We start from the raw sequence: 20,685 nt of genomic DNA, 5'->3' as shown, positions 1-20,685 counted from the left end.
TTATTTTATTTTTTAACGTTTTATTCAATAATAAAATGTCTGGAATTATCGGAAAGAAAATCGGTATGACTAGCCTCTACAACGCGGATGGCACTGCTGTTCCTTGTACGCTGATCGAAGCCGGTCCTTGTGTTGTAACGCAAGTAAAAACAGTAGAAAAAGAAGGCTATAGCGCTATCCAATTAGGCTATGGTGAGAAGAAAGAGAAGCACACTTCTAGACCATTGTTGGGTCACTTCAAAAAAGCAGGAACTACTCCAAAGAAGAAATTGGTTGAGTTCAAGTCTTTCGAACAATCACTCGATTTAGGTGCAGTTATCACAGCTGAGCTTTTTGTAGAAGGCGATTTCGTAGATGCAATCGGTACTTCAAAAGGTAAAGGTTTCCAAGGTGTTGTTAAACGCCACGGATTTGGTGGTGTTGGTGGTCAAACACACGGACAGCACAACCGCGGACGTCACCCAGGTTCAATTGGTGCATGTTCATTCCCATCTCGCGTGTTCAAAGGTCTTCGCATGGCAGGTCGTACAGGTGGAAATCGTGTAAAAGTTCAAAACTTACAAGTATTGAAAGTTTATGCTGATAAAAACCTTATCGTAGTGTCAGGTTCAGTACCAGGAGCGAAAAACTCTTATGTTATTCTTGAAAAATAATCAATTTGAAGATTTGAAAGGATGCTAGCCTTTCACACAAACTTAGGTTCGGTCATCAAGAATAAAGATTTTCAAATTTTCAAATTCACAAATTTTCAAATTGAAAAATGGAATTATCAGTATTAAATATACAAGGCAAAGATTCAGGTAAGAAAGTTGTTCTTTCTGACGAAATCTTTGGTATCGAGCCAAACGAGCACGTTGTTTGGTTAGATGTAAAGCAATTCTTGGCAAACCAACGTCAAGGAACGCACAAAGCAAAAGAAAGAGCGGAAGTTGCTCGTTCAACTCGTAAGTTGAAGCGTCAAAAAGGTACAGGTGGTGCTCGTGCAGGTTCAATGAAGTCACCTTTATTCAAAGGTGGTGGTCGTATCTTCGGTCCAGTTCCACGTGACTACTCTTTCAAATTGAACAAAAAAGTAAAGTCTTTGGCTCGTCAGTCTGCTTTTGCTTCAAAAGCACAAGCTGGTGAAGTTTCAATCTTGGAAAACTTCTCAATGGAAGCTCCAAAAACAAAAGGCTTCTTGGCAATCTTGAACGCATTGTCATTAACAGAAACTAAAACGTTGATGATTTTGCCAGAAGATAACCAAAATATCTACTTGTCAGGTCGCAACCTACCAAAAACTAAGATTGTTTCTGCTGCACAAGTAAATACTTATGACTTAGTAAATGCAACTCGTCTTGTAATCGTAGAAGATGCTGTTGCAAAAATCGAATCATCTTTCAGCAAATAGTTATCAGTATATAACCTGATGACAATTAACGTCATAAAGAAATGAGCATCATCAAAAGACCAATTCTTACTGAAAAAACTCAGGAGTTGCAGAAAGGCGGTCAGTACGTTTTCGAAGTAGCAGTGAAATCAAACAAGATTGAAATCGCGAAAGAAATCAAGAAAATGTACGGAGTTGACGTAGAATCTGTAAATACACTTCGTCAGTTTGGTAAGAAAAAATCAAGAAGTACTAGAACTAAAATCACAACTGGTTATACTTCAACTTTCAAAAAAGCAATCGTTACCGTAGCTAAAGGCGAGGTAATCGATTTCTACGAAGGTATCTAAGACCAGTTAGAAAGCAATAATGCTTTCAAACAATTTATGGGTGTTCACCCCGATAATTTGAACAAACTAGAGAAATGGCAGTTAGAAAATTAAAACCAACGTCTCCGGGTCAACGTCAACGTGTAGCTCCAACTTTCGAAGAAATCACTACTTCGAAGCCGTACAAACCGTTGTTGGCTCCAATCAAAAAAACAGGTGGTCGTAACGCGTTCGGTCACCGCGCAATGCGCTACATTGGTGGCGGTCACAAACGTCGTTATCGTTTGATCGACTTCTATCGCGATAAATTCGATGTAGAAGCAACAGTATTGACAATTGAATACGATCCAAACCGTACAGCTCGTATCGCATTGATCGAGTACACAGATGGTGAAAAATCATACATCATTGCTCCTTCAGGTTTGAAAGTTGGTCAGACAGTAGTATCTGGCTCATCAGTAGCACCAGAAGTAGGTAACACAATGCCTTTGTCAAGCATCCCTGTAGGTACAATCGTTCACGCTATCGAGCTTCGTCCTCGTGGTGGTGCAGAGCTAGCTCGTTCGGCAGGTACTTATGCTCAGTTGTTGGCACGTGATAGCAAATATGCTACATTGAAATTGCCTTCAGGTGAAATGCGTATGGTATTAGTAAACTGTTTGGCAACAATCGGTTCGGTATCAAATGCTGACCACATGAACACAAACTTGGGTAAAGCTGGTCGTAACCGTTGGTTGGGCCGTCGTCCAAGAGTTCGTGGTGTAGTAATGAACCCAGTTGATCACCCAATGGGTGGTGGTGAAGGCCGTTCATCTGGTGGTCACCCTCGCTCACGTAACGGCTTGTTGGCGAAAGGTAAGAAAACTCGCGACAAGAAAAAGCATTCAAATCGTCTAATCATCAGTAGAAAGAAATAATACATAGATGGCACGTTCATTAAAAAAAGGACCTTATATTGACTACCGCCTTGACAACAAAGTAATTGCTATGAATGAGTCAGGTAAAAAGTCAGTTATCAAAACTTGGTCAAGACGTTCAATGATTTCTCCTGATTTCGTTGGACACACTTTCGCAGTGCACAACGGTAACAAGTTTATCCCAGTATATGTAACAGAAAACATGGTAGGACATAAACTTGGTGAATTTGCTCCAACACGCAATTTCCGTGGTCACATCGCTAAAAAAGATAAAGGCAAAAGATAATAGGGGATAGTGGAATGAGGATTGCGGATTGTAAGATTCAATCCTGATAATCCAAAATCCCAGAACCTAAATCCGAAATTATAGAAATGGAAGCAGTAGCTAAATTAAACAATGTTCCGACTTCGCCTCAGAAAATGAGAATCGTGGTAGACATGATTAGAGGTCAGAAAGTTAACAAGGCTTTGGGTATCTTGAAATATGAGCCTAAAGTTGGTGCTAGATTTGTTGAGAAATTGTTACTCTCAGCAATTGCTAACTGGCAAAATAAGCACGAAGACGTTAAGTTGGAAGATGCCGACTTATATGTTAAAACCGTTACAGTAGATGGCGGTAGCTCTTTGAAGCGTTTGCGTCCAGCTCCACAAGGTCGTGGATACAGAATCTTGAAGCGTTCAAACCACATTACATTAGTGGTTGCTTCTGCAAGTGCTCCATCAATCGTAACATCAGAAGAATAATTAGAGAAAACATCTAAATATCATAAAATGGGACAGAAAGTTAACCCCGTTGGTCTTAGACTTGGTATCGTCAGAGGTTGGGATTCTAACTGGTACGGCGGTAAGAATTTTGCCGACAAGTTAGTTGAGGATGAAAAAATCCGTAAATACGTAGCTGCTCGTATTCCAAAGGGTGCAATCTCTAAGGTAATTATTGAGCGTACTTTGAAACGTATTACTTTGACTATCAATACTGCACGCCCAGGCGTTGTAATCGGTAAGGGTGGTCAAGAAGTAGATAAAATCAAAGAAGAATTAAAGAAAATCACAGGCAAAGATGTTCAAATCAACATCTTTGAAATTAAACGTCCTGAGATTGATGCTAAATTGATTGGCGAAACTATCGCTCAACAATTAGAAGCACGTATTTCTTTCCGTCGTGCTATGAAGCAAGCTATTGCTTCTGCGATGAGAGTAGGTGCTCAAGGTATCAAATTGAAACTTTCTGGCCGTTTGGGTGGTGCCGAAATGGCTCGCTCAGAAGGATACAAAGAAGGACGTATTCCTCTTCATACATTACGTGCAGACATCGACTACGCAGTATCTGAAGCTTTGACAGTTTACGGTAAAATCGGTATCAAAGTTTGGGTTTGCAAAGGCGAAGTGTACGGAAAACGTGACCTTTCTCCAAACGCTGGTATGTCAGCTCAACAAGCTGGTGGCGACTCTCGTGGCGGTAACAACAACCGTGGTGGTCGTGATGACGAAGGTGGACGTCGTGGTGGACGCGATAATCGCGGTGGCCGTGGCGATAACCGTCGTAACAACAACAATAACAACCGTGGTGGTGGTAAAGGAGGAAATGCCAACAACAGAGGAGGCGGTAAGAGATAATTTTTAATCTTAGTTTATAGTCGCAAGTCCTAAAGATACTTTATGTACTTTACGACTTTCGACTTAGAACTGAAAGACTTCATAAGACAATGTTACAACCAAGAAGAACCAAGTTCCGTAAGCAACAGAAAGGTAGAGTGAAAGGTTTGGCTACTCGCGGTCATGAAATTGACTTCGGTACATTCGCTATCAAAGCTCTGGAGCCAGGACGTATCACTGCTCGTCAGATCGAAGCAGCTCGTATCTCAGTAACTCGTGCAATGAAACGTGAAGGTCAGGTTTGGATTCGTATCTTCCCTGACAAACCAATCACTAAGAAACCAGCCGAAGTTCGTATGGGTAAAGGTAAAGGTGCTCCAGAATACTGGGTAGCTAATATCAAACCAGGAACTATCTTATTCGAATCTGCTGGGGTACCTTTGGAATTGGCACAAGAGTCACTTCGTTTGGCGGCTCAAAAATTGCCACTTCGTACTAAATTCGTAGTTCGTAGAGATTATCAAGAATAGTATATCATGTCGTTGGAAGCCTTAAAACTTCTAACGACTCCATGACTGATAAAATAATGAAGAACGCAGAAATCCAAAAATTGAGCCTAGATGAGTTGAAAGCAACTCTAGCTTCAGAAAAAGATGCTTTGGCACGTTTGAAGTTTGCTCACGCTATTTCTCCAATCGAGAACCCTTTGCGCTTGCGTGAATCTCGCAAATTGATCGCTCGTTTGGAAACTGCTATTACAGCAGCTTCTAAATAATAGGAATTTCCTATCATTTTATTTTAACTGAACAGACCTCATCAACATACCGCTTGAGGTCAATCTAAAACAACCAAATCCAACGATGGAAAGAAATCTAAGAAAAGTAAGGATTGGGCGTGTGGTGAGCAACAAGATGGATAAATCTATCACCGTCGCCGTAGACAGAAAAGTTAAGCACCCTCTTTATGGTAAGTTTATGTTGAAAACTTCCAAATTGATGGCTCACGATGAAAATAACGAATGTGGAATCGGTGACACAGTGAAGGTAATGGAAACCCGTCCTTTGTCAAAGAACAAGCGTTGGAGATTAGTTGAAATTATCGAGAAAGCGAAATAATTCACTACTCCAGTTTTATCCAACGTTCAGCATCACTTCCTATTGTTGTTAGTGGTGTATCGTTAAATTTAATTTTTTCGCAATCTTTAATATACCAATCAAACAATGGTACAGCAAGAATCAAGACTCGGCGTTGCTGATAACTCAGGTGCAAAAGAGGTACTGGTTATCCGCGTGTTGGGCGGTACAGGAAAAAGATATGCTTCTATTGGTGACAAAATTGTAGTAACAGTGAAGTCTGCTTTGTCGTCATCAAACATGAAGAAAGGTACGGTTTCTAAAGCCGTAGTTGTAAGAACTAAAAAAGAAATTCGTCGTAAGGATGGATCTTATATCCGTTTCGAAGACAATGCAGCAGTTCTTTTAAACAACAATGACGAGCCACGTGGTACTCGTATTTTTGGACCAGTTGCACGTGAATTGCGTGACGCAGGTTTCATGAAAATTGTTTCATTAGCCCCAGAGGTACTTTAATCATAACCTGTCATCATCATGGAAAGAAAGTTTAATAAGCAACCTAAGTTGCACATCAAAACTGGTGATACTGTTGTGGTTATCGCTGGTAACGCTAAAGGACAAACAGGCGTAGTAAAAAAAGTATTGGTTGAAAAACAACGTGCTATCGTTGAAGGTGTAAACTTCATCACTAAACACGTTAAGCCAAGCGCTGCTAACCCTCAAGGTGGTATCGTTAAGACTGAAGGTACTATCCATATCTCAAACATTGCAGTTGCTGAAAACGGTAAAGCCGTTCGCACAGGTCGCAAATTGAACGAGAATGGTAAGTTGCAAAGATATTCTAAAGCAACAGGTAAATTTATCTAATAAATCAATGAAGCGTCCACTTTTGAGGACGTGAAAAGTGGGTCGGAAATCCACATAAAGTTTTCATAACAATGGCAACTACAACAAGATTAAAAGACAAATACGTTGGCGAAGTTGTTCCTGCTCTAAAGGAAAAGTTCCAATACAAATCAGTAATGCAAGTTCCTAAGATTACTAAAATCGTAATCAACAAAGGTATCGGTGCTGCTGTAGCTGATAAGAAATTAATCGACACAGGTGTTGAAGAACTTACTCTTATTGCTGGTCAAAAAGCAGTAGCTACAATGTCTAAAAAAGCTATCTCAAACTTTAAGTTGCGTGAAAACATGCCTATCGGTGTGAAAGTAACTTTGAGAGGAGATAAAATGTACGAATTCCTTGATCGTTTGACTACTGTGGCTCTTCCACGTGTACGTGACTTCAAAGGTATCTCAGACAAAGGTTTCGATGGTCGTGGTAACTATACTTTGGGTGTGAAAGAACAAATCATCTTCCCAGAGATTTCTATCGACAAAGTGAGCAAAATCTCTGGTATGGATATCACTTTTGTTACGACTGCAAACACAGATGCTGAAGCTTACGCATTGTTACAACAAATGGGTATGCCTTTCGCTAATTCGAAGAAGTAATTAATTATGTTATCCGTTATTCGTCGTCTCAACTTCGGAAACGGTTTTGCGGATAACGAATAACTGATAACAGACAACTGATAAAAAGATTCAACCAACATGGCAAAAGAATCAGTTAAAGCAAGAGAAAGAAAAAAAGAAGCAACTGTTGCTAAATACGCTGCTAAGCGTGCTGCTTTGAAAGCTGCTGGCGACTACTTAGGTTTGGATAAATTACCTAAAAATGCTTCACCAGTACGTTTGCACAACCGTTGTAAGCTTACAGGACGTCCAAGAGGTTATATGCGTAAATTCGGCATCAACCGTGTGACTTTCCGTGAAATGGCTTCAGCAGGATTGATTCCAGGTGTGACAAAATCAAGCTGGTAATACTCTTACGATAAAAATTTGTCGTAATCTTTATTAAAATCAGCCACTTATGGTTGTTTTTTTAAATCCAATTCCGTAATTTTGCGAGCCTTTTCCCAAAGAAAAGTTCGTTTCAAATATCGAAAACAATGACAGATCCAATAGCAGACTACTTAACACGATTGAGAAATGCCATCAAGGCACGTCACAGAATCGTTGAAATTCCTGCTTCTAACATCAAAAAGGAAATCACTAAAGTGCTTTTTGATAAAGGATACATTCAAAACTACAAGTTTGACGATTCATCAGTACAGGGTACAATCAAAATCGCTTTGAAATACAACCCAGTTACTAAACAACCTGCAATCGTTAAGTTGGAGAGAGTATCTAAACCAGGTTTGCGTAAATACAAAGGTGCTGATGAGTTACCACGTGTTCTAAACGGTTTGGGTGTAGCTATCCTTTCAACATCAAAAGGTGTAATTACTGACAAAGAAGCCCGCACACTTAATGTAGGTGGTGAAGTTCTTTGCTACGTATACTAATCTTACATTTGGGGAATAAGTCTTATACAGGTTTGTTCCCTAACTTATTTTCAAATAACGCTGAAAGAGGAGCTTCTCCTCCATTTAAGCAAAAACACAAAAGTCATGTCACGCGTTGGTAATAAAGTTATCACACTTCCTGCCGGTGTTACTGTAACAATTGAAAAAAGTACAGTAACAGTAAAAGGCTCTAAAGGTACTCTCTCTCGTTCTATCGATCCAGATATCGCTGTTGAAGTTGAAGGAAATGAAGTACGTGTTAAACGCCCTACTGATCAAAAACGCCACAAAGCTCTTCACGGATTATACCGTGCTTTGATCAACAACATGGTTGTTGGCGTTAGCGATGGTTTCAAAAAAGAAATGGAAATTGTCGGTGTAGGTTACAAAGCTTCTAATCAAGGAAACCTTCTTGAACTAGCGTTGGGTTACTCTCACGCAATCTTCATGCAAATCCCTAGCGAGTTGAAAGTTACAACTGCAATGGAAAAAGGTCAAAACCCTAAAGTTACTTTAGAAGGTATCGACAAAGAATTAATCGGCCAAGTTTCAGCAAAAATTCGTTCTCTTCGTAAGGTTGAGCCATACAAAGGTAAAGGTATTCGCTTCGTTGGTGAGCAAATTCGTAGAAAAGCTGGTAAAGCTGGTGGTAAGAAATAGAATTTAATCATCGTGGGTCGGTAATCCACAAAACTATATAAATTAATGGCTTCGCAAAAAGAATCAAGAAGACTTCGTATTAAGTTGTCTATCAGAGCTAAAATCTCTGGTACAGCTGAAAAGCCAAGATTGTCAGTGTTTCGTTCAAACTCAGGTATTTATGCTCAATTGATCGACGACACTAAAGGCTCTACATTGGCTGCTGCTTCATCTAAGGAATTAGGTTTGAAGAATGGTAATGTTGAAAATGCAAAATTAGTAGGTGCTAAAATTGCAGAGAAAGCTTTGGCTGCAGGTGTTTCAACAGTTGTTTTTGACCGTAACGGTTACTTGTACCATGGTCGTGTTAAAGCAGTTGCTGAAGGTGCAAGAGAAGGAGGTCTTAAATTTTAATTAGTTAATTTGAATTTGTGCAATGCGGATTTCCGCCGTTCCAAAATGAAAGTTTTTGATGTTAAAGCACAGATTTCAAATTTTCAAATTCAACAATTTTCAAATTAGAAAAAAATGTCGCAATTAATATCAAAACCTATCAAGGTTAACGAAGGCGAACTAAAAGAAAGAGTTGTTGCTATCAACCGCGTAGCGAAAGTAGTAAAAGGTGGACGTCGTTTCAGCTTCTCTGCTATCGTAGTAGTTGGTGACGGCAAAGGTGTAGTTGGCTTTGGTTTGGGTAAAGCAAACGAAGTAACTGACGCGATCTCTAAAGGTATCGAAGACGCTAAGAAAAACTTATTCCAAGTTGCTCTTTTGAAAGCAACTGTACCTCACGAACAAATTGGTAAGTTCTCAGGAGGTTTCGTATTGTTGAAGCCAGCTGCTCCAGGTACTGGGGTAATCGCGGGTGGTGCAATGCGTGCCGTATTAGAAGCTGCTGGTGTTCATGACGTATTGGCAAAATCAAAAGGTTCTTCTAACCCACACAACGTGGTAAAAGCAACTGTTGATGCGCTAGTTAAAATGAGAAACCCTCATACAGTAGCATTCCAAAGAGGAGTATCTTTAGCAAAAGTATTTAACGGATAATTTATTTTAGTTGACGGCATTGGGCTTGTTGTTGTATACTTCAAGCTCAATGTTTAGACTCCAAAATATAAGACCATGTCAAAGGTAAAAATTACTCAAGTTAAGAGTACAATCAAACGTCCAGAAGTTCAAAAACGTACTATTCAAGCTTTAGGTTTGGGTAAATTGAACAAAAGCGTAGAAAAAGAATTGAACCCAGCTATCGAAGGTATGATTCGTGCGGTTCAACACTTGATTGTAGTTGAAAATCTTTAATCAAGCCCTATCAAAGGATTGATTAAGCGAGTCGTCTCAAGGTGAAACGGCGTTTAGCAATTATTTAATTTTTTCAAAAAAATGAATTTATCGTCATTAAAGCCCGCAGTGGGCTCTACTAAGGTAAGAAAAAGAGTTGGCCGTGGTGCAGGTTCTGGTTTAGGTGGTACTTCTGCTCGTGGTCACAAAGGTGCTCAATCTCGTTCGGGTTACTCTCGTAAATCTGGTTTTGAAGGTGGTCAAATGCCTCTTCAACGTCGTGTTCCTAAATTCGGCTTTAAAAATATTAATCGTGTTGAGTATAAAGCTATCAACTTGGATACTCTCCAGGCTTTGATTGATTCAACTGGTGTAACAGTTATCACTCACGATGTATTGTACCAAAATGGTTTGGTTTCGAAAAATGACTTGGTGAAAATCTTGTCTCGTGGCGAAATCAAAACTGCAGTAGAGGTGCAAGTTAAAGGTTTCTCTGCTTCTGCTAAGGCTGCTATTGAAGCTGCAGGAGGTAAAGCAGTTGTAGCTTAATTTTCAACTGAAAAATCGATAGACAACAGAAATTATTGAGTAATCATTGTAAAATCTGACATCAGATTTGTAATTAACGAAAAAGTTAAACATCTTTCGAGTTATATTCTATAACGATTACTTAAACAGATAGCATGAACAAGTTTATTAGCACTATCAAAAACATTATTTCAATAGAGGAATTAAGAACTCGTATTCTTAATACCCTGTTGTTTATCACCTTTTTTCGCCTTGGATCTTACGTTGTTTTACCAGGTGTAGATGCCACGAAGTTAGCGCAGAAGGGTGAAGGCGGTTTATTAGGTTTGTTGAATATGTTCTCAGGTGGAGCGTTTAATAACGCCTCTATCTTTGCCTTAGGCATCATGCCATATATTTCTGCTTCTATTGCAATCCAACTTCTTACAATTGCATTGCCATATTTCCAAAAGATGCAGAAGGATGGTGAGTCTGGTCGCAAAAAGTTAAACCAAATCACTCGTGTTCTAACAATTTTTGTGACAGCTGCACAAGCCTTTACATATTTGCAAGTAACTATCCCTGCTGAGGCTATTCTAGTTTCACCTTGGTCATTCCGTTTGTACTCAGTAATCATTTTGGTTGCTGGAACTATGTTCTGTATGTGGCTTGGTGAGAAAATCACTGACAAAGGTATAGGTAACGGTATTTCAATGCTAATTATGATTGGTATTGTGTCTCGTTTTCCAGCTTCTTTATTAGGTGAGGCTCAATCAAGAGGTATGTCAGGTGCTTTATTATTCATTATCGAGGTTGTTGCCTTGTTTTTTGTAGTAATGGGTGCTGTGATGGTTACTCAAGCTGTACGTCGTATTCCAGTACAATACGCGAAACAAGTGGTAGGAAATAGAGTTTCAATGAGCGGTGAACGTCAGTACATTCCTCTAAAATTGAATGCTGCTGGTGTAATGCCAATCATTTTTGCTCAAGCATTGATGTTTGTACCGGGGTTAGTAGCCCAATCCTTAGCCGACAAGAGTGAGTTTGCTCAATCTGTGGCTCAAGCTTTTGGTGACTTCACTACTTGGCAGTACAATTTGTTATTTGCATTTTTAATTATAGTATTTACATTCTTTTACACTGCTATTTCTATCAACCCAACCCAGATTTCAGATGATATGAAGCGTGGGGGAGGCTTCGTTCCAGGTGTTAAACCAGGTGAGGCAACTTCAAACTTTATTGCTGAAATCCTTGATAGAATTACGTTGCCAGGAGCATTTATGTTAGCAATCATCGCAATTTTGCCAGCGGTTGCAAGCATATTTGGTATCACTCGCGGATTTGCATCATTTTTTGGAGGTACTTCTTTGTTAATTTTGGTTGGTGTTGTTCTCGATACCCTTCAGCAAATTGAAAGTTATCTATTAATGCGCAAATATGAAGGTTTGATGCAGTCTGGTCGTGTAAAAGGTAGAACTGAAGCAATCGCTCAGTAATAACAGATGATTTATTTAAAAACATCTTCAGAGTTAGAAATTATCCGTACTAATGGAGTAATTCTGGGAAAAACCCATGCCGAAGTTGCCAAAGCCATTAAACCTGGTATAACAACAAAGGAACTCGATAAAATTGCTTTCGAATATATCAAGGATAATGGAGCACATCCTTCTTTCTTGAATTATAATGTGGGAGGTCATAAGTACCCAGCTTCATTATGTATTTCGGTAAACGATGTCGTTGTTCATGGTATTCCCAATAATTATGAATTGAAAGACGGAGACATCATTTCAATTGATTGCGGAGTTTATAAGAATGGCTTTCACGCAGACAGTGCATATACTTATGCAGTAGGCAATGTCAAAGAAGAAACGCTTCAACTCTTACGTGTCACTAAAGAATCGTTATACTTAGGTATCGCACAAGCTGTAGCTGGCAAAAGAATTGGGGATATTGGATTTGCTATTCAGTCATATTGCGAGAAAGCAGGATTTACAGTTGTGCGAGAACTTGTTGGGCATGGTGTAGGTAAATCACTTCATGAGGGTCCAGAGGTAGCCAACTACGGAAAAAGAGGCGATGGAGCAAAATTGAAAGAAGGCATGGTAATAGCCATTGAACCTATGATTAATTTAGGGAAAAGAGCTATACATCAAGAAAGCGATTACTGGACAATTAGAACCCAAGATCGAAAACCTTCAGCTCATTTTGAACATACAGTTGCAGTTAGTAAAGACCAAGCTAAGATTTTGACCACTTTTGAGTTTATCGAAGAAGTTGTTAAGGCAAATGAATACTTGGTTGAAATCTAACCACCTTTAGAAGTAGTTGTTAATCGTTGACTCGTACAAATTCATTTATCACGCGGATTACGACTAACAAATAAAACAATTTTATGGCAAAACAATCATCCATTGAAGTTGATGGTACTATCGTAGAGGCACTTTCTAACGCTATGTTTAGAGTGGAGTTAGAGAATACTCATCAAGTGATTGCCCATATTTCTGGTAAAATGAGAATGAATTACATTAAAATTTTACCAGGAGATAAGGTGAAACTAGAAATGTCACCTTACGACTTGTCAAAAGCAAGAATCGTGTATCGTTACAAATAAAAAGACAGTTGGCGATTAGCTGGGCAGTTTGCAAAAGCTCATGCTTAGGTACTGTCAGAATGAATTGACAACTTATAAGACAATACTACAATGAAAGTTAAAGCGTCTATCAAAAAGCGTAGTGCTGAATGTAAAGTAATTCGTCGTAATGGCAAACTTTACGTTATTAACAAAAAAAATCCAAAGTTTAAACAAAGACAAGGGTAATAGTATTTGAGTTGGGTAGTTGCGAAATTACTTTACTTAAATTCCCTAAAAAACTAAAAAAGCTTTAGAACAATATGGCTCGTATTGCAGGGGTTGATATTCCCGATAAAAAAAGAGGCGAAATCGCTTTGACCTATATCTTCGGTATTGGTCGTAGCACTGCTCAGAAAATTTTAACACAAGCTGGTATCTCTTTAGATAAGAAAGCCGGTGAGTGGAACGATGAGGAAGCTAGTGCCATCCGTAACATCATCGCAGCTGAATTCAAAACTGAAGGTCAACTTCGTTCTGAAATCCAGTTGAACATTAAGCGTTTGATGGACATTGGTTGCTACCGTGGTCTTCGTCACCGTAAAGGACTTCCTTTACGTGGTCAGAGAACTAAGAACAACTCTCGTACTCGTAAGGGTAAACGTAAGACAGTTGCTAACAAGAAAAAAGCTACTAAGTAATCATTAATATAATGTAGCACTGACGTACCCAAGATTCAATTTAGTTTGAAAAACTCGGTATAGCGCATTATTAACCAAACTCTTAAAATGGCACAAGCTAAAAGAAAAGATAAAGCAAAAAAGAGAGTTGTGATTGTAGAGCCAGTAGGCCAAGTACACATCAAAGCTTCTTTTAACAATATCATCATCTCTATCACTAATAGCCAAGGACAAGTTATTTCTTGGGCTTCAGCTGGTAAAATGGGCTTCAAAGGCTCTAAGAAAAACACTCCTTATGCTGCTCAAACTGCGGCTAGCAACTGTGCTGCTGTAGCTGTTGAAGCTGGTATGAAGAAAGCAGAGGTTTTTGTTAAAGGCCCAGGTGCTGGTCGTGAATCAGCTATCAGAACTGTAGCTAATGCTGGTATTGAGGTGTTATCTATCAAAGATATCACTCCACTTCCTCACAACGGCTGTCGTCCTCCAAAACGTCGTAGAGTATAGTATAAAGTGCTTACATTTTGTAACACTTTTCGAAAGGCATTACGAAGGGTAATTAGTAATTATTACCCTTCGTTTTCATGTTTCCAATAACTTAATTACTTCATTGAGCAAAAGTGGCTCATTGACTCAATTTATTTCAAAAAATGGCAAGATACACAGGTCCAAAATCAAAAATTGCTCGTCGTTTCGGTGAGCCAATCTTAGGTCCAAGCAAAGCGTTGTCACGCAAAAACTACGGTCCAGGTCAACACGGAAAAGGAAAACGTGCGAAGCAATCAGAATATGCTTTGCAGTTGAAAGAAAAACAAAAAGTGAAATACACTTATGGTATTCTTGAAAAACAATTCGAGAACCTTTTCCATAAAGCTGCCGTAAGAGAAGGTATCAAAGGTGAAAACCTTTTGAAACTTTGTGAAGCACGTCTTGACAACACAGTTTACCGTTTAGGTATTGCTCCAACTCGTCGTGCTGCACGCCAGTTGGTTATCCACAAGCATATCATTGTTGACGGAGAGATTGTTAACATCCCATCATATTCATTAAAGCCAGGACAATTAGTTGGTGTTCGTGAAAAATCGAAGTCATTAGAAGTTATTACTAACTCTCTTTCTGGAAGAGCAGGTAAGCGTTTTAACTGGTTGGAGTGGGAAGCATCTACTTTGACTGGTAAATTCCTTTCTTACCCAGAGAGAAGTGACATTCCTGAAAACTTCAACGAGCAGGCAATCGTCGAGCTTTACTCGAAGTAATCGTAGCATTTACAAAACTAATAATCCACTTGTTTTGTTAGTTGTAAATACGAAAAGCTTTGTTAGGTATAAATATCGAATATCAATTTACTTGGTATTCGATATTTTATAAAACGGACTAGAGTAATTGCGATTATAATTCTTGCTTTGAAAATTGTATTATAATAAAAAAAAACAATTTTGTCAAGATTTTTCTCAAAAAATACTCCTCAAATTCCTAAAACTCACGAAGTTATTTAGTATATTACGCTCGATTACTCTATTCTTAAAAATCTAAGATAAATTAAGCTACGAAATATGTCAATATTAGCATTCCAAATGCCCGACAAAGTCGTTATGGAGAAAGCTGACGACTTTCACGGGTTATTTGAGTTTAAGCCTCTCGAAAAAGGCTATGGCGTTACAATCGGTAACGCACTTCGTAGAATCTTGTTGTCTTCACTTGAAGGCTACGCTATCACTAGCGTGAAAGTAGGTGGAGTATTGCACGAGTTCTCTGCTATTGAGGGTGTTATTGAGGATATGACTGAAATTATCTTGAACTTGAAAAAAGTTCGCTTCAAGAAAACTCAGGAAATCCTTGAAAACAAAATCAATGTTAGAGTAAAGGGTCAGACTACGTTGACTGCTGGAGACATTAACAAATTTACAAACTACTTCGAAATCCTTAATCCAGATTTAGTAATCTGTAACTTGGACGAATCGAAAGAGTTTGAAATGGAGATAATCGTTGAAAAAGGTCGTGGTTATGTTCCTGCTGACGAGCCTCGTAATGTAGAGCCTCCATTTGGTCATATCCCAATTGATGCTATCTACACTCCAATTAAAAACGTGAAGTTTAGTGTAGAAAACACACGTGTAGAACAAAAAACTGACTACGAAAAGTTAATCCTGGATATCGAAACTGATGGTTCGATTCACCCAGAGGATGCTTTGAAAGGTGCAGCGTATATATTGATTCAGCATTTCATGTTGTTCTCTGACCAAACAATGACGTTCGAAGCTATGAAAGCTGAGGATGAAAATGTAGTGGATGAAGAAATGCTTCACATGAGAAAACTGTTGAAGACACCATTGGCAGACCTTGATTTGTCAGTTCGTGCTTACAACTGTTTGAAATCAGCAGACGTTAGAACTTTAGGCGATTTGGTTAAATTGGAAATTTCTGATATGATGAAATTCCGTAACTTCGGTAAGAAGTCATTAACCGAATTGGAACAATTGGTAGAAGAAAAAGGTCTTCACTTTGGTATGGACGTAGCTCGCTACCGTTTGGATGAAGATTAATAATAAGGAAATGCAAAGTTATACTTGGTAAGATTTTATAGTTTGTATAACTTTGCACTCCAATTACAATTAGTAGTAATAGGTGGGAGCCTCAAACGCTACCTAACCGCAGCGAAATTCGTTTTCGCTTTCAACTTACGAAACAATGAGACACGGAAAAAAATTCAACCACTTAGGCAGAACAGCCTCTCACAGAGCCGCTTTGTTATCAAACATGGCTTCTTCTTTGATTCTTCACAAAAGAATCGAAACTACAGTTGCAAAAGCTAAAGAATTAAGAAAGTACGTTGAACCTTTGATTACTAAATCAAAGACTGACGATACTCACAGCCGTCGTGTTGTGTTCTCTTACTTGCAAAACAAAGAAGCAGTTAAAGAACTTTTCGGTACTATCTCTGAAAAAGTTGCTAACCGCCCAGGTGGATACACAAGAATTATCAAGTTAGGAAATCGTCTTGGTGACAACGCTGATATTTGCTTAATTGAGTTAGTTGATTTCAACGAAACTTTATTGGCCGCAGTTGCTGAAAAAGCTACCAAAACTCGTCGTAGCCGTCGTTCTTCTAAGAAAGCTGATGCTCCTGCTGCTGAAGTAGTTGCTGAAACTCCAGCTGTAGAGGAAGCTCCTGAAGCTCCTGCTGCTGAAGAGAAAACAGAAGAATAGTCATGATGTAGTCCTGACATAAAAGCCTCAATCGTTTTTGATTGAGGCTTTTTTTTGCGCCATTTTTTGAGCAGTTCCACCTAAACTCTTAATAATTCTATATTTCAATGGGAAAATGATAAATATCATTCGCAATTTTTAAATTGTCATGGTATACAGGGACTTGATGACAAAATCTCTTCATTTTTATTCATTTTCGCTTAACTTTGCATAATTTTTTAACCAAAGAGCAACCAATGAAAGTAACACAAAGCCAACCAGCGGTTTTATTGTTGGAAGACGGCACAGTTTTTAGAGGCAATGCCCTCGGAAAAATCGGGACTAGTGGCGGCGAAATCTGCTTCAATACGGGGATGACTGGGTATCAAGAAATTTATACAGATCCATCGTATTTTGGTCAGGTAATTGTAAACACAACCTCTCACATAGGAAACTATGGTGTAGTCAACGAGCTTGAAGAAGAATCAGCTTCCGTAAAGATTGCAGGGATGGTTTGTAATGAATTTTCGCCAATTCACTCACGTAAGACTGCTGATGGTTCTTTACAAGAGTATTTCGAAAAGGCGGGTATCGTAGGTATTTCAGGAATTGACACTCGTCAAATCGTAAGACATATCCGCGAAAAGGGTGTGATGAACTGTATCATTTCATCTGAAATTTTAGAAATCGAAGCCCTAAAAGCAGAGTTAGCTAAGATTCCACCAATGGAAGGTTTGGAGTTATCTTCTCAGGTATGTACTCAAGAACCTTATTTCTTAGGCGATGAAAGCGCTGAGAAAAAGGTAGCTGTGCTTGACCTTGGTGTAAAGAAAAGTATTTTGTCTAACTTGACAGATAGAGGATGCTATTTGAAAGTATTTCCTGCAAAGACTTCTTTTGCTGAAATGGAGGCTTGGTCTCCAAATGGATACTTTATCTCTAATGGCCCTGGCGACCCTGCCGTAATGCCTTATGCGGTAGAAACCGTAAAAGAAATTGTAGATAATGAAAAACCTACTTTTGGTATTTGTCTTGGACACCAAATCCTAGCGCAAGCTTCTGGTTTATCAACCTACAAAATGAAAAATGGTCACCGTGGCTTAAATCACCCTGTGAAAAACTTGATTACAGGTTTATCTGAAATTACTTCTCAAAACCATGGTTTTGCGGTTAAAATGGAAGAATTGGAGGCTAACCCTAACGTTGAGTTGACCCACATCAACTTGAACGATAAAACTGTAGAAGGTTTGCGTCGTGTTGATAAACCCGCATTTTCGGTACAACACCACCCTGAAGCATCTCCCGGTCCGCATGATTCAAGATATCTATTTGATTCTTTTGTGGAAATGTTATAAAATTGTAAGCGGTTCGAATTTCGAACCGCTTTTTTTATCTATAATGATTCAACCGAGGATTTCTATATTGGATTCAAATAGTATGATAGAGTTAGTGATTACCAAAGATGGTTCGCATACCTTGTATAATCCTGAGCTTGGGGTATGGCATCATTCTGTACATGGTGCTATTCAGGAATCAAGGCATATATTTATTGAGCTGGGATTAATGAAAATCGCAGAGACAAAAAAGCAAATTAATATCTTCGAAATGGGCTTTGGAACGGGACTCAACGTGCTTTTAACGGCCTTGGAAGCCTTAAAAAATAATTTTAGGATAGACTATACTACAATTGAGGCTTTTCCTTTAAAAAAAGAAGAATTTGAGGTTTTGAATTACGATACCTTGTTAAACACTGATTTGTTACAGCCAATCCACCTATATCCTTGGAATCAAAAATCTGTTTTGCAAGAAGAATTTTGGTTGACGAAGGTGAAAGAAGATTTACTGAATTACCAATTTTCTCAGAAAATCGATTTGGTATATTTTGATGCTTATGCTCCAACAGCTCAACCAGAATTGTGGTCGGAAGAAATTTTTCGAAAGATTTATAATGCCATGAACCTTGGTGGAATACTAACGACATATTGCTCAAAATCTGTAGTCAGAAAAGCTTTGCAGGCTGCTGGTTTTAAAGTAGAAAAGCATCCAGGACCACCATTTAAAAGAGAAGTATTAAGAGCTATTAAGTAAAAGAGCAAAATTAGATTTTAGGGACAAGGCAACAGGCACAAGGCAAGGAGTGTTAAATTGTTTGTTAGTAACAATAGATATGTTTTGCCGAATGCCCAAGACTGAAAGCCGAAAGCACGAGAAAAAAGGTTTTTTTATAAAAGTATAAAGACCTTTTGCCTAAGGCTTGCGGCTTACAGCTTACAGCCTAAAGTACTCAAGTGAAATCTGATTTTGTACGAAAACTTAAATGATAATCCTAATCTTGAAATGTGGAATACCTCATCAGAACTGTACTAAGGACTTTCAATAATTGCGGATTTCTGATTTCGGAAGTAAAGTAAAATACTTTTATTTTTATAAAAAATAGCAACTTAAACTTCCGAAATCCCACATCCGAAATAGACATTTTTAGAATACTTTGTACACGACTAAAGGCTCTAAATATTTATTCTACTTGGCAAGGAAAGCCAAATAAGCAATTTTCTTTAATCATTTTGGCTACACTCTTCGGAACATAATCTTCCCAGCCACTTTCGCCCGATTGAATCATTTTGAGCATCGTATCGGTGTGAATACTCAATAGATTTTTGTCGTAGTTTAATACATCTTCAAATTTGTCATTATCGAGCATGTATTGGAACAATCCCCTCAAATGTGTCGGAGGGCTGAATTCTTTGGAGGTTACCACAGTACCATCTGCGTCGAGCGTTGGATACAGATAAAGTTTAATTTTGGGACCAAACAAAGTAGAAAAAGCTGCCAAAATCCCGCCTGTAAGGTTTTGATAATGCTTTTCTTCAAAAATATAAGCAAGGTTTGGCATACCCATAATCAAAGCCATACGTTTGTTAGTAAATCGGCTTAGGTAAGAAATGAGCTTATAATACTCATGGAAATTTGAAATGAGTACAGTCTGCCCGAGTGAACATAAAATATCTACGCGGTCAAGAAAGTCTTTTTCGTTGATTTCTTCATCACCACTTTGCAAGCTTCTTAAGGTAAGCTCCGAAAGAACAACCACTTTATCATCATCTACGTCGGGCTCATTTTCGAACTGCATCTGTCCTTTTTTCAACATATCTACAAATACATTGGTTACAGGACGGAAACGCCCACGTACAGCCAAAATATGTTTTTTGTAGAAAGCTTCAGAAGGGTTCATTACGTTACCATCAGGGCCAAACAATGCTGCATTGGTAAAGCCTTTTTTTACCAAATATAAAGACATCAATCGATTATCAACTTCGGCAAAATCAGGGCCTGCAAAGCGTATCATGTCAATCTCGATACGGTCGGTATGGAGGTCGTCCATTAAAGACTGCAAAAGAATTTCGGGTTGTTCGTGATAAAAGAAACAACCATATACCAAGTTTACACCAATAACACCCAATGCTTGTTGCTGTAGAACGTTGTCGTTATCCTTCATACGAACGTGGATAATCACGTCATTAGGTTCAGAATCGGGACGAAGCTGAAAACGCAATCCAATCCATCCGTGAGGGTCGTTTGTTTTTTGGTAGTTCAAAGCCGCTACTGTATCGGCAAAAGCAAAAAACATTTTTTCGGAGGCACTTTCAGTAAGACGAACATTCAGAAGTTTGTATTCGCGATTGAGCATCTTTACCAAGCGAGGTTCACACACATATCTACCTGAGGCTTCTTCTCCGTAAATAGCATCTGAAAATGCCATATCGTAAGCAGAGATAGTTTTGGCAATAGTACCCGATGCACCACCAGCTTTAAAAAAGTTTGCGGCTACATCTTGTCCAGCTCCAATCTCAGCAAAAGAACCGTAAATTCGACGGTCTAGGTTGATACGCAGAGCTTTTTGTTTGGTGCCTAAATTTTTATCGTAAGTAATCATTAACAGTTGATAGTTTGCGTTGACTGGTTGTATAAAGATAACCGAAATTCTCTACTAATTTATATAAATAACCCTAGTTTTAATCTGTTTTCTTAAAAAGATACAATTTTTATTAAAAAAATCTTCAGAAAATCAAAACTACAATATCGAATAAATAAAAGACGCAATAGAAGGTCAATTTTGTATTGGAATTATCATAACTCATAAACATAACTCCTT

General features: G+C 38.6%; 32 protein-coding genes. 31 read left to right on the top strand and 1 reads right to left on the bottom strand.

Annotated elements, in window-relative coordinates:
* Positions 1-35: 35 nt before the first annotated feature.
* The 31 genes from rplC (at position 36) to mnmD (ending at position 18,620) form a co-directional block, all read left to right on the top strand.
* Positions 36-653, top strand: a complete 618-nt coding sequence (gene rplC / locus ACOVQ4_RS21820; protein WP_421822703.1) for a 50S ribosomal protein L3 — start codon at positions 36-38, stop codon at positions 651-653.
* 107 nt (positions 654-760) lie between these two features.
* A complete protein-coding gene (rplD, locus tag ACOVQ4_RS21815) occupies positions 761-1,390 on the top strand; it encodes a 50S ribosomal protein L4 (RefSeq protein ID WP_421822702.1) in 630 nt (209 codons plus the stop codon).
* A 41-nt stretch (positions 1,391-1,431) separates the two neighbouring features.
* Complete coding sequence (rplW, locus tag ACOVQ4_RS21810) at positions 1,432-1,719, top strand: 50S ribosomal protein L23 (protein WP_421822701.1); 288 nt, start codon at positions 1,432-1,434, stop codon at positions 1,717-1,719.
* Between the two features lie 74 nt (positions 1,720-1,793).
* On the top strand, positions 1,794-2,615 hold the full coding sequence (gene rplB, locus ACOVQ4_RS21805) for a 50S ribosomal protein L2 (protein ID WP_421822700.1): 822 nt from the start codon (positions 1,794-1,796) through the stop codon (positions 2,613-2,615).
* Between the two features lie 7 nt (positions 2,616-2,622).
* The gene (gene rpsS / locus ACOVQ4_RS21800) at positions 2,623-2,901 is read left to right on the top strand and encodes a 30S ribosomal protein S19 (protein WP_095160751.1); all 279 of its coding nucleotides are present in this window, start codon (positions 2,623-2,625) and stop codon (positions 2,899-2,901) included.
* An 86-nt stretch (positions 2,902-2,987) separates the two neighbouring features.
* The gene (gene rplV / locus ACOVQ4_RS21795; protein ID WP_283328798.1) at positions 2,988-3,359 is read left to right on the top strand and encodes a 50S ribosomal protein L22; all 372 of its coding nucleotides are present in this window, start codon (positions 2,988-2,990) and stop codon (positions 3,357-3,359) included.
* Positions 3,360-3,386: 27 nt separating this feature from the next.
* Positions 3,387-4,232, top strand: a complete 846-nt coding sequence (gene rpsC / locus ACOVQ4_RS21790) for a 30S ribosomal protein S3 (RefSeq protein WP_421822699.1) — start codon at positions 3,387-3,389, stop codon at positions 4,230-4,232.
* Positions 4,233-4,321: 89 nt separating this feature from the next.
* Positions 4,322-4,741 carry a 50S ribosomal protein L16 gene (gene rplP, locus ACOVQ4_RS21785; RefSeq protein WP_095160748.1) on the top strand — a complete coding sequence of 140 codons (420 nt, stop codon included), beginning with the start codon at positions 4,322-4,324 and terminating at the stop codon, positions 4,739-4,741.
* A gap of 56 nt (positions 4,742-4,797) precedes the next feature.
* Complete coding sequence (rpmC, locus tag ACOVQ4_RS21780) at positions 4,798-4,986, top strand: 50S ribosomal protein L29 (RefSeq protein WP_095160810.1); 189 nt, start codon at positions 4,798-4,800, stop codon at positions 4,984-4,986.
* An 85-nt stretch (positions 4,987-5,071) separates the two neighbouring features.
* Complete coding sequence (rpsQ, locus tag ACOVQ4_RS21775; RefSeq protein ID WP_095160747.1) at positions 5,072-5,326, top strand: 30S ribosomal protein S17; 255 nt, start codon at positions 5,072-5,074, stop codon at positions 5,324-5,326.
* Positions 5,327-5,431: 105 nt separating this feature from the next.
* A complete protein-coding gene (gene rplN, locus ACOVQ4_RS21770; protein WP_095160746.1) occupies positions 5,432-5,800 on the top strand; it encodes a 50S ribosomal protein L14 in 369 nt (122 codons plus the stop codon).
* 18 nt (positions 5,801-5,818) lie between these two features.
* A complete protein-coding gene (gene rplX, locus ACOVQ4_RS21765) occupies positions 5,819-6,151 on the top strand; it encodes a 50S ribosomal protein L24 (RefSeq protein WP_421822698.1) in 333 nt (110 codons plus the stop codon).
* 71 nt (positions 6,152-6,222) lie between these two features.
* Positions 6,223-6,780 (top strand): 50S ribosomal protein L5, encoded by a 558-nt coding sequence (gene rplE / locus ACOVQ4_RS21760; RefSeq protein ID WP_421822697.1) that lies wholly within the window; start codon positions 6,223-6,225, stop codon positions 6,778-6,780.
* 99 nt (positions 6,781-6,879) lie between these two features.
* On the top strand, positions 6,880-7,149 hold the full coding sequence (gene rpsN, locus ACOVQ4_RS21755; RefSeq protein WP_166549703.1) for a 30S ribosomal protein S14: 270 nt from the start codon (positions 6,880-6,882) through the stop codon (positions 7,147-7,149).
* A 128-nt stretch (positions 7,150-7,277) separates the two neighbouring features.
* Positions 7,278-7,673, top strand: coding sequence for a 30S ribosomal protein S8 (gene rpsH, locus ACOVQ4_RS21750; protein ID WP_421822696.1), 396 nt, complete (start codon positions 7,278-7,280; stop codon positions 7,671-7,673).
* Between the two features lie 105 nt (positions 7,674-7,778).
* Positions 7,779-8,333: a 50S ribosomal protein L6 gene (gene rplF, locus ACOVQ4_RS21745; RefSeq protein WP_421822695.1), complete on the top strand. Its 555-nt coding sequence runs from the start codon at positions 7,779-7,781 to the stop codon at positions 8,331-8,333.
* A 45-nt stretch (positions 8,334-8,378) separates the two neighbouring features.
* Positions 8,379-8,726, top strand: coding sequence for a 50S ribosomal protein L18 (gene rplR, locus ACOVQ4_RS21740; protein ID WP_421822694.1), 348 nt, complete (start codon positions 8,379-8,381; stop codon positions 8,724-8,726).
* A gap of 114 nt (positions 8,727-8,840) precedes the next feature.
* Positions 8,841-9,359: a 30S ribosomal protein S5 gene (gene rpsE / locus ACOVQ4_RS21735; RefSeq protein WP_095160740.1), complete on the top strand. Its 519-nt coding sequence runs from the start codon at positions 8,841-8,843 to the stop codon at positions 9,357-9,359.
* A gap of 75 nt (positions 9,360-9,434) precedes the next feature.
* The gene (rpmD, locus tag ACOVQ4_RS21730) at positions 9,435-9,614 is read left to right on the top strand and encodes a 50S ribosomal protein L30 (protein ID WP_421822693.1); all 180 of its coding nucleotides are present in this window, start codon (positions 9,435-9,437) and stop codon (positions 9,612-9,614) included.
* Between the two features lie 81 nt (positions 9,615-9,695).
* A complete protein-coding gene (gene rplO, locus ACOVQ4_RS21725) occupies positions 9,696-10,142 on the top strand; it encodes a 50S ribosomal protein L15 (RefSeq protein WP_421822692.1) in 447 nt (148 codons plus the stop codon).
* A gap of 134 nt (positions 10,143-10,276) precedes the next feature.
* Positions 10,277-11,596, top strand: coding sequence for a preprotein translocase subunit SecY (secY, locus tag ACOVQ4_RS21720; RefSeq protein WP_421822691.1), 1,320 nt, complete (start codon positions 10,277-10,279; stop codon positions 11,594-11,596).
* Between the two features lie 6 nt (positions 11,597-11,602).
* Complete coding sequence (map, locus tag ACOVQ4_RS21715; protein WP_421822690.1) at positions 11,603-12,409, top strand: type I methionyl aminopeptidase; 807 nt, start codon at positions 11,603-11,605, stop codon at positions 12,407-12,409.
* 83 nt (positions 12,410-12,492) lie between these two features.
* Entirely contained in the window at positions 12,493-12,711 is a 219-nt protein-coding gene (infA, locus tag ACOVQ4_RS21710; RefSeq protein WP_421822689.1) for a translation initiation factor IF-1, read from the top strand.
* Between the two features lie 90 nt (positions 12,712-12,801).
* The gene (gene rpmJ / locus ACOVQ4_RS21705; RefSeq protein ID WP_044172008.1) at positions 12,802-12,918 is read left to right on the top strand and encodes a 50S ribosomal protein L36; all 117 of its coding nucleotides are present in this window, start codon (positions 12,802-12,804) and stop codon (positions 12,916-12,918) included.
* Positions 12,919-12,992: 74 nt separating this feature from the next.
* The gene (rpsM, locus tag ACOVQ4_RS21700; RefSeq protein ID WP_421822688.1) at positions 12,993-13,370 is read left to right on the top strand and encodes a 30S ribosomal protein S13; all 378 of its coding nucleotides are present in this window, start codon (positions 12,993-12,995) and stop codon (positions 13,368-13,370) included.
* A gap of 87 nt (positions 13,371-13,457) precedes the next feature.
* Positions 13,458-13,853, top strand: coding sequence for a 30S ribosomal protein S11 (gene rpsK, locus ACOVQ4_RS21695; protein WP_421822687.1), 396 nt, complete (start codon positions 13,458-13,460; stop codon positions 13,851-13,853).
* 143 nt (positions 13,854-13,996) lie between these two features.
* Entirely contained in the window at positions 13,997-14,602 is a 606-nt protein-coding gene (gene rpsD / locus ACOVQ4_RS21690; RefSeq protein WP_421822686.1) for a 30S ribosomal protein S4, read from the top strand.
* Positions 14,603-14,899: 297 nt separating this feature from the next.
* Positions 14,900-15,889: a DNA-directed RNA polymerase subunit alpha gene (locus tag ACOVQ4_RS21685; RefSeq protein WP_095160731.1), complete on the top strand. Its 990-nt coding sequence runs from the start codon at positions 14,900-14,902 to the stop codon at positions 15,887-15,889.
* Positions 15,890-16,034: 145 nt separating this feature from the next.
* On the top strand, positions 16,035-16,553 hold the full coding sequence (rplQ, locus tag ACOVQ4_RS21680) for a 50S ribosomal protein L17 (protein WP_421822685.1): 519 nt from the start codon (positions 16,035-16,037) through the stop codon (positions 16,551-16,553).
* A 236-nt stretch (positions 16,554-16,789) separates the two neighbouring features.
* Entirely contained in the window at positions 16,790-17,887 is a 1,098-nt protein-coding gene (carA, locus tag ACOVQ4_RS21675) for a glutamine-hydrolyzing carbamoyl-phosphate synthase small subunit (protein WP_421822684.1), read from the top strand.
* Between the two features lie 82 nt (positions 17,888-17,969).
* Positions 17,970-18,620, top strand: a complete 651-nt coding sequence (gene mnmD / locus ACOVQ4_RS21670) for a tRNA (5-methylaminomethyl-2-thiouridine)(34)-methyltransferase MnmD (protein WP_421822683.1) — start codon at positions 17,970-17,972, stop codon at positions 18,618-18,620.
* A gap of 427 nt (positions 18,621-19,047) precedes the next feature.
* Here the strand turns inward: mnmD and ACOVQ4_RS21665 are convergent, their stop codons facing one another.
* Positions 19,048-20,466, bottom strand: a complete 1,419-nt coding sequence (locus ACOVQ4_RS21665; RefSeq protein ID WP_421822682.1) for a TonB-dependent receptor — start codon at positions 20,464-20,466, stop codon at positions 19,048-19,050.
* Positions 20,467-20,685: the final 219 nt, after the last annotated feature.

Origin of the sequence: Flectobacillus sp. (genome assembly GCF_049240685.1) — a bacterium.
Taxonomy (GTDB): domain Bacteria; phylum Bacteroidota; class Bacteroidia; order Cytophagales; family Spirosomataceae; genus Flectobacillus.
The sequence above is the reverse complement of the archived record's forward strand: the minus strand, read 5'-3'. Positions and strand labels throughout refer to the sequence as shown.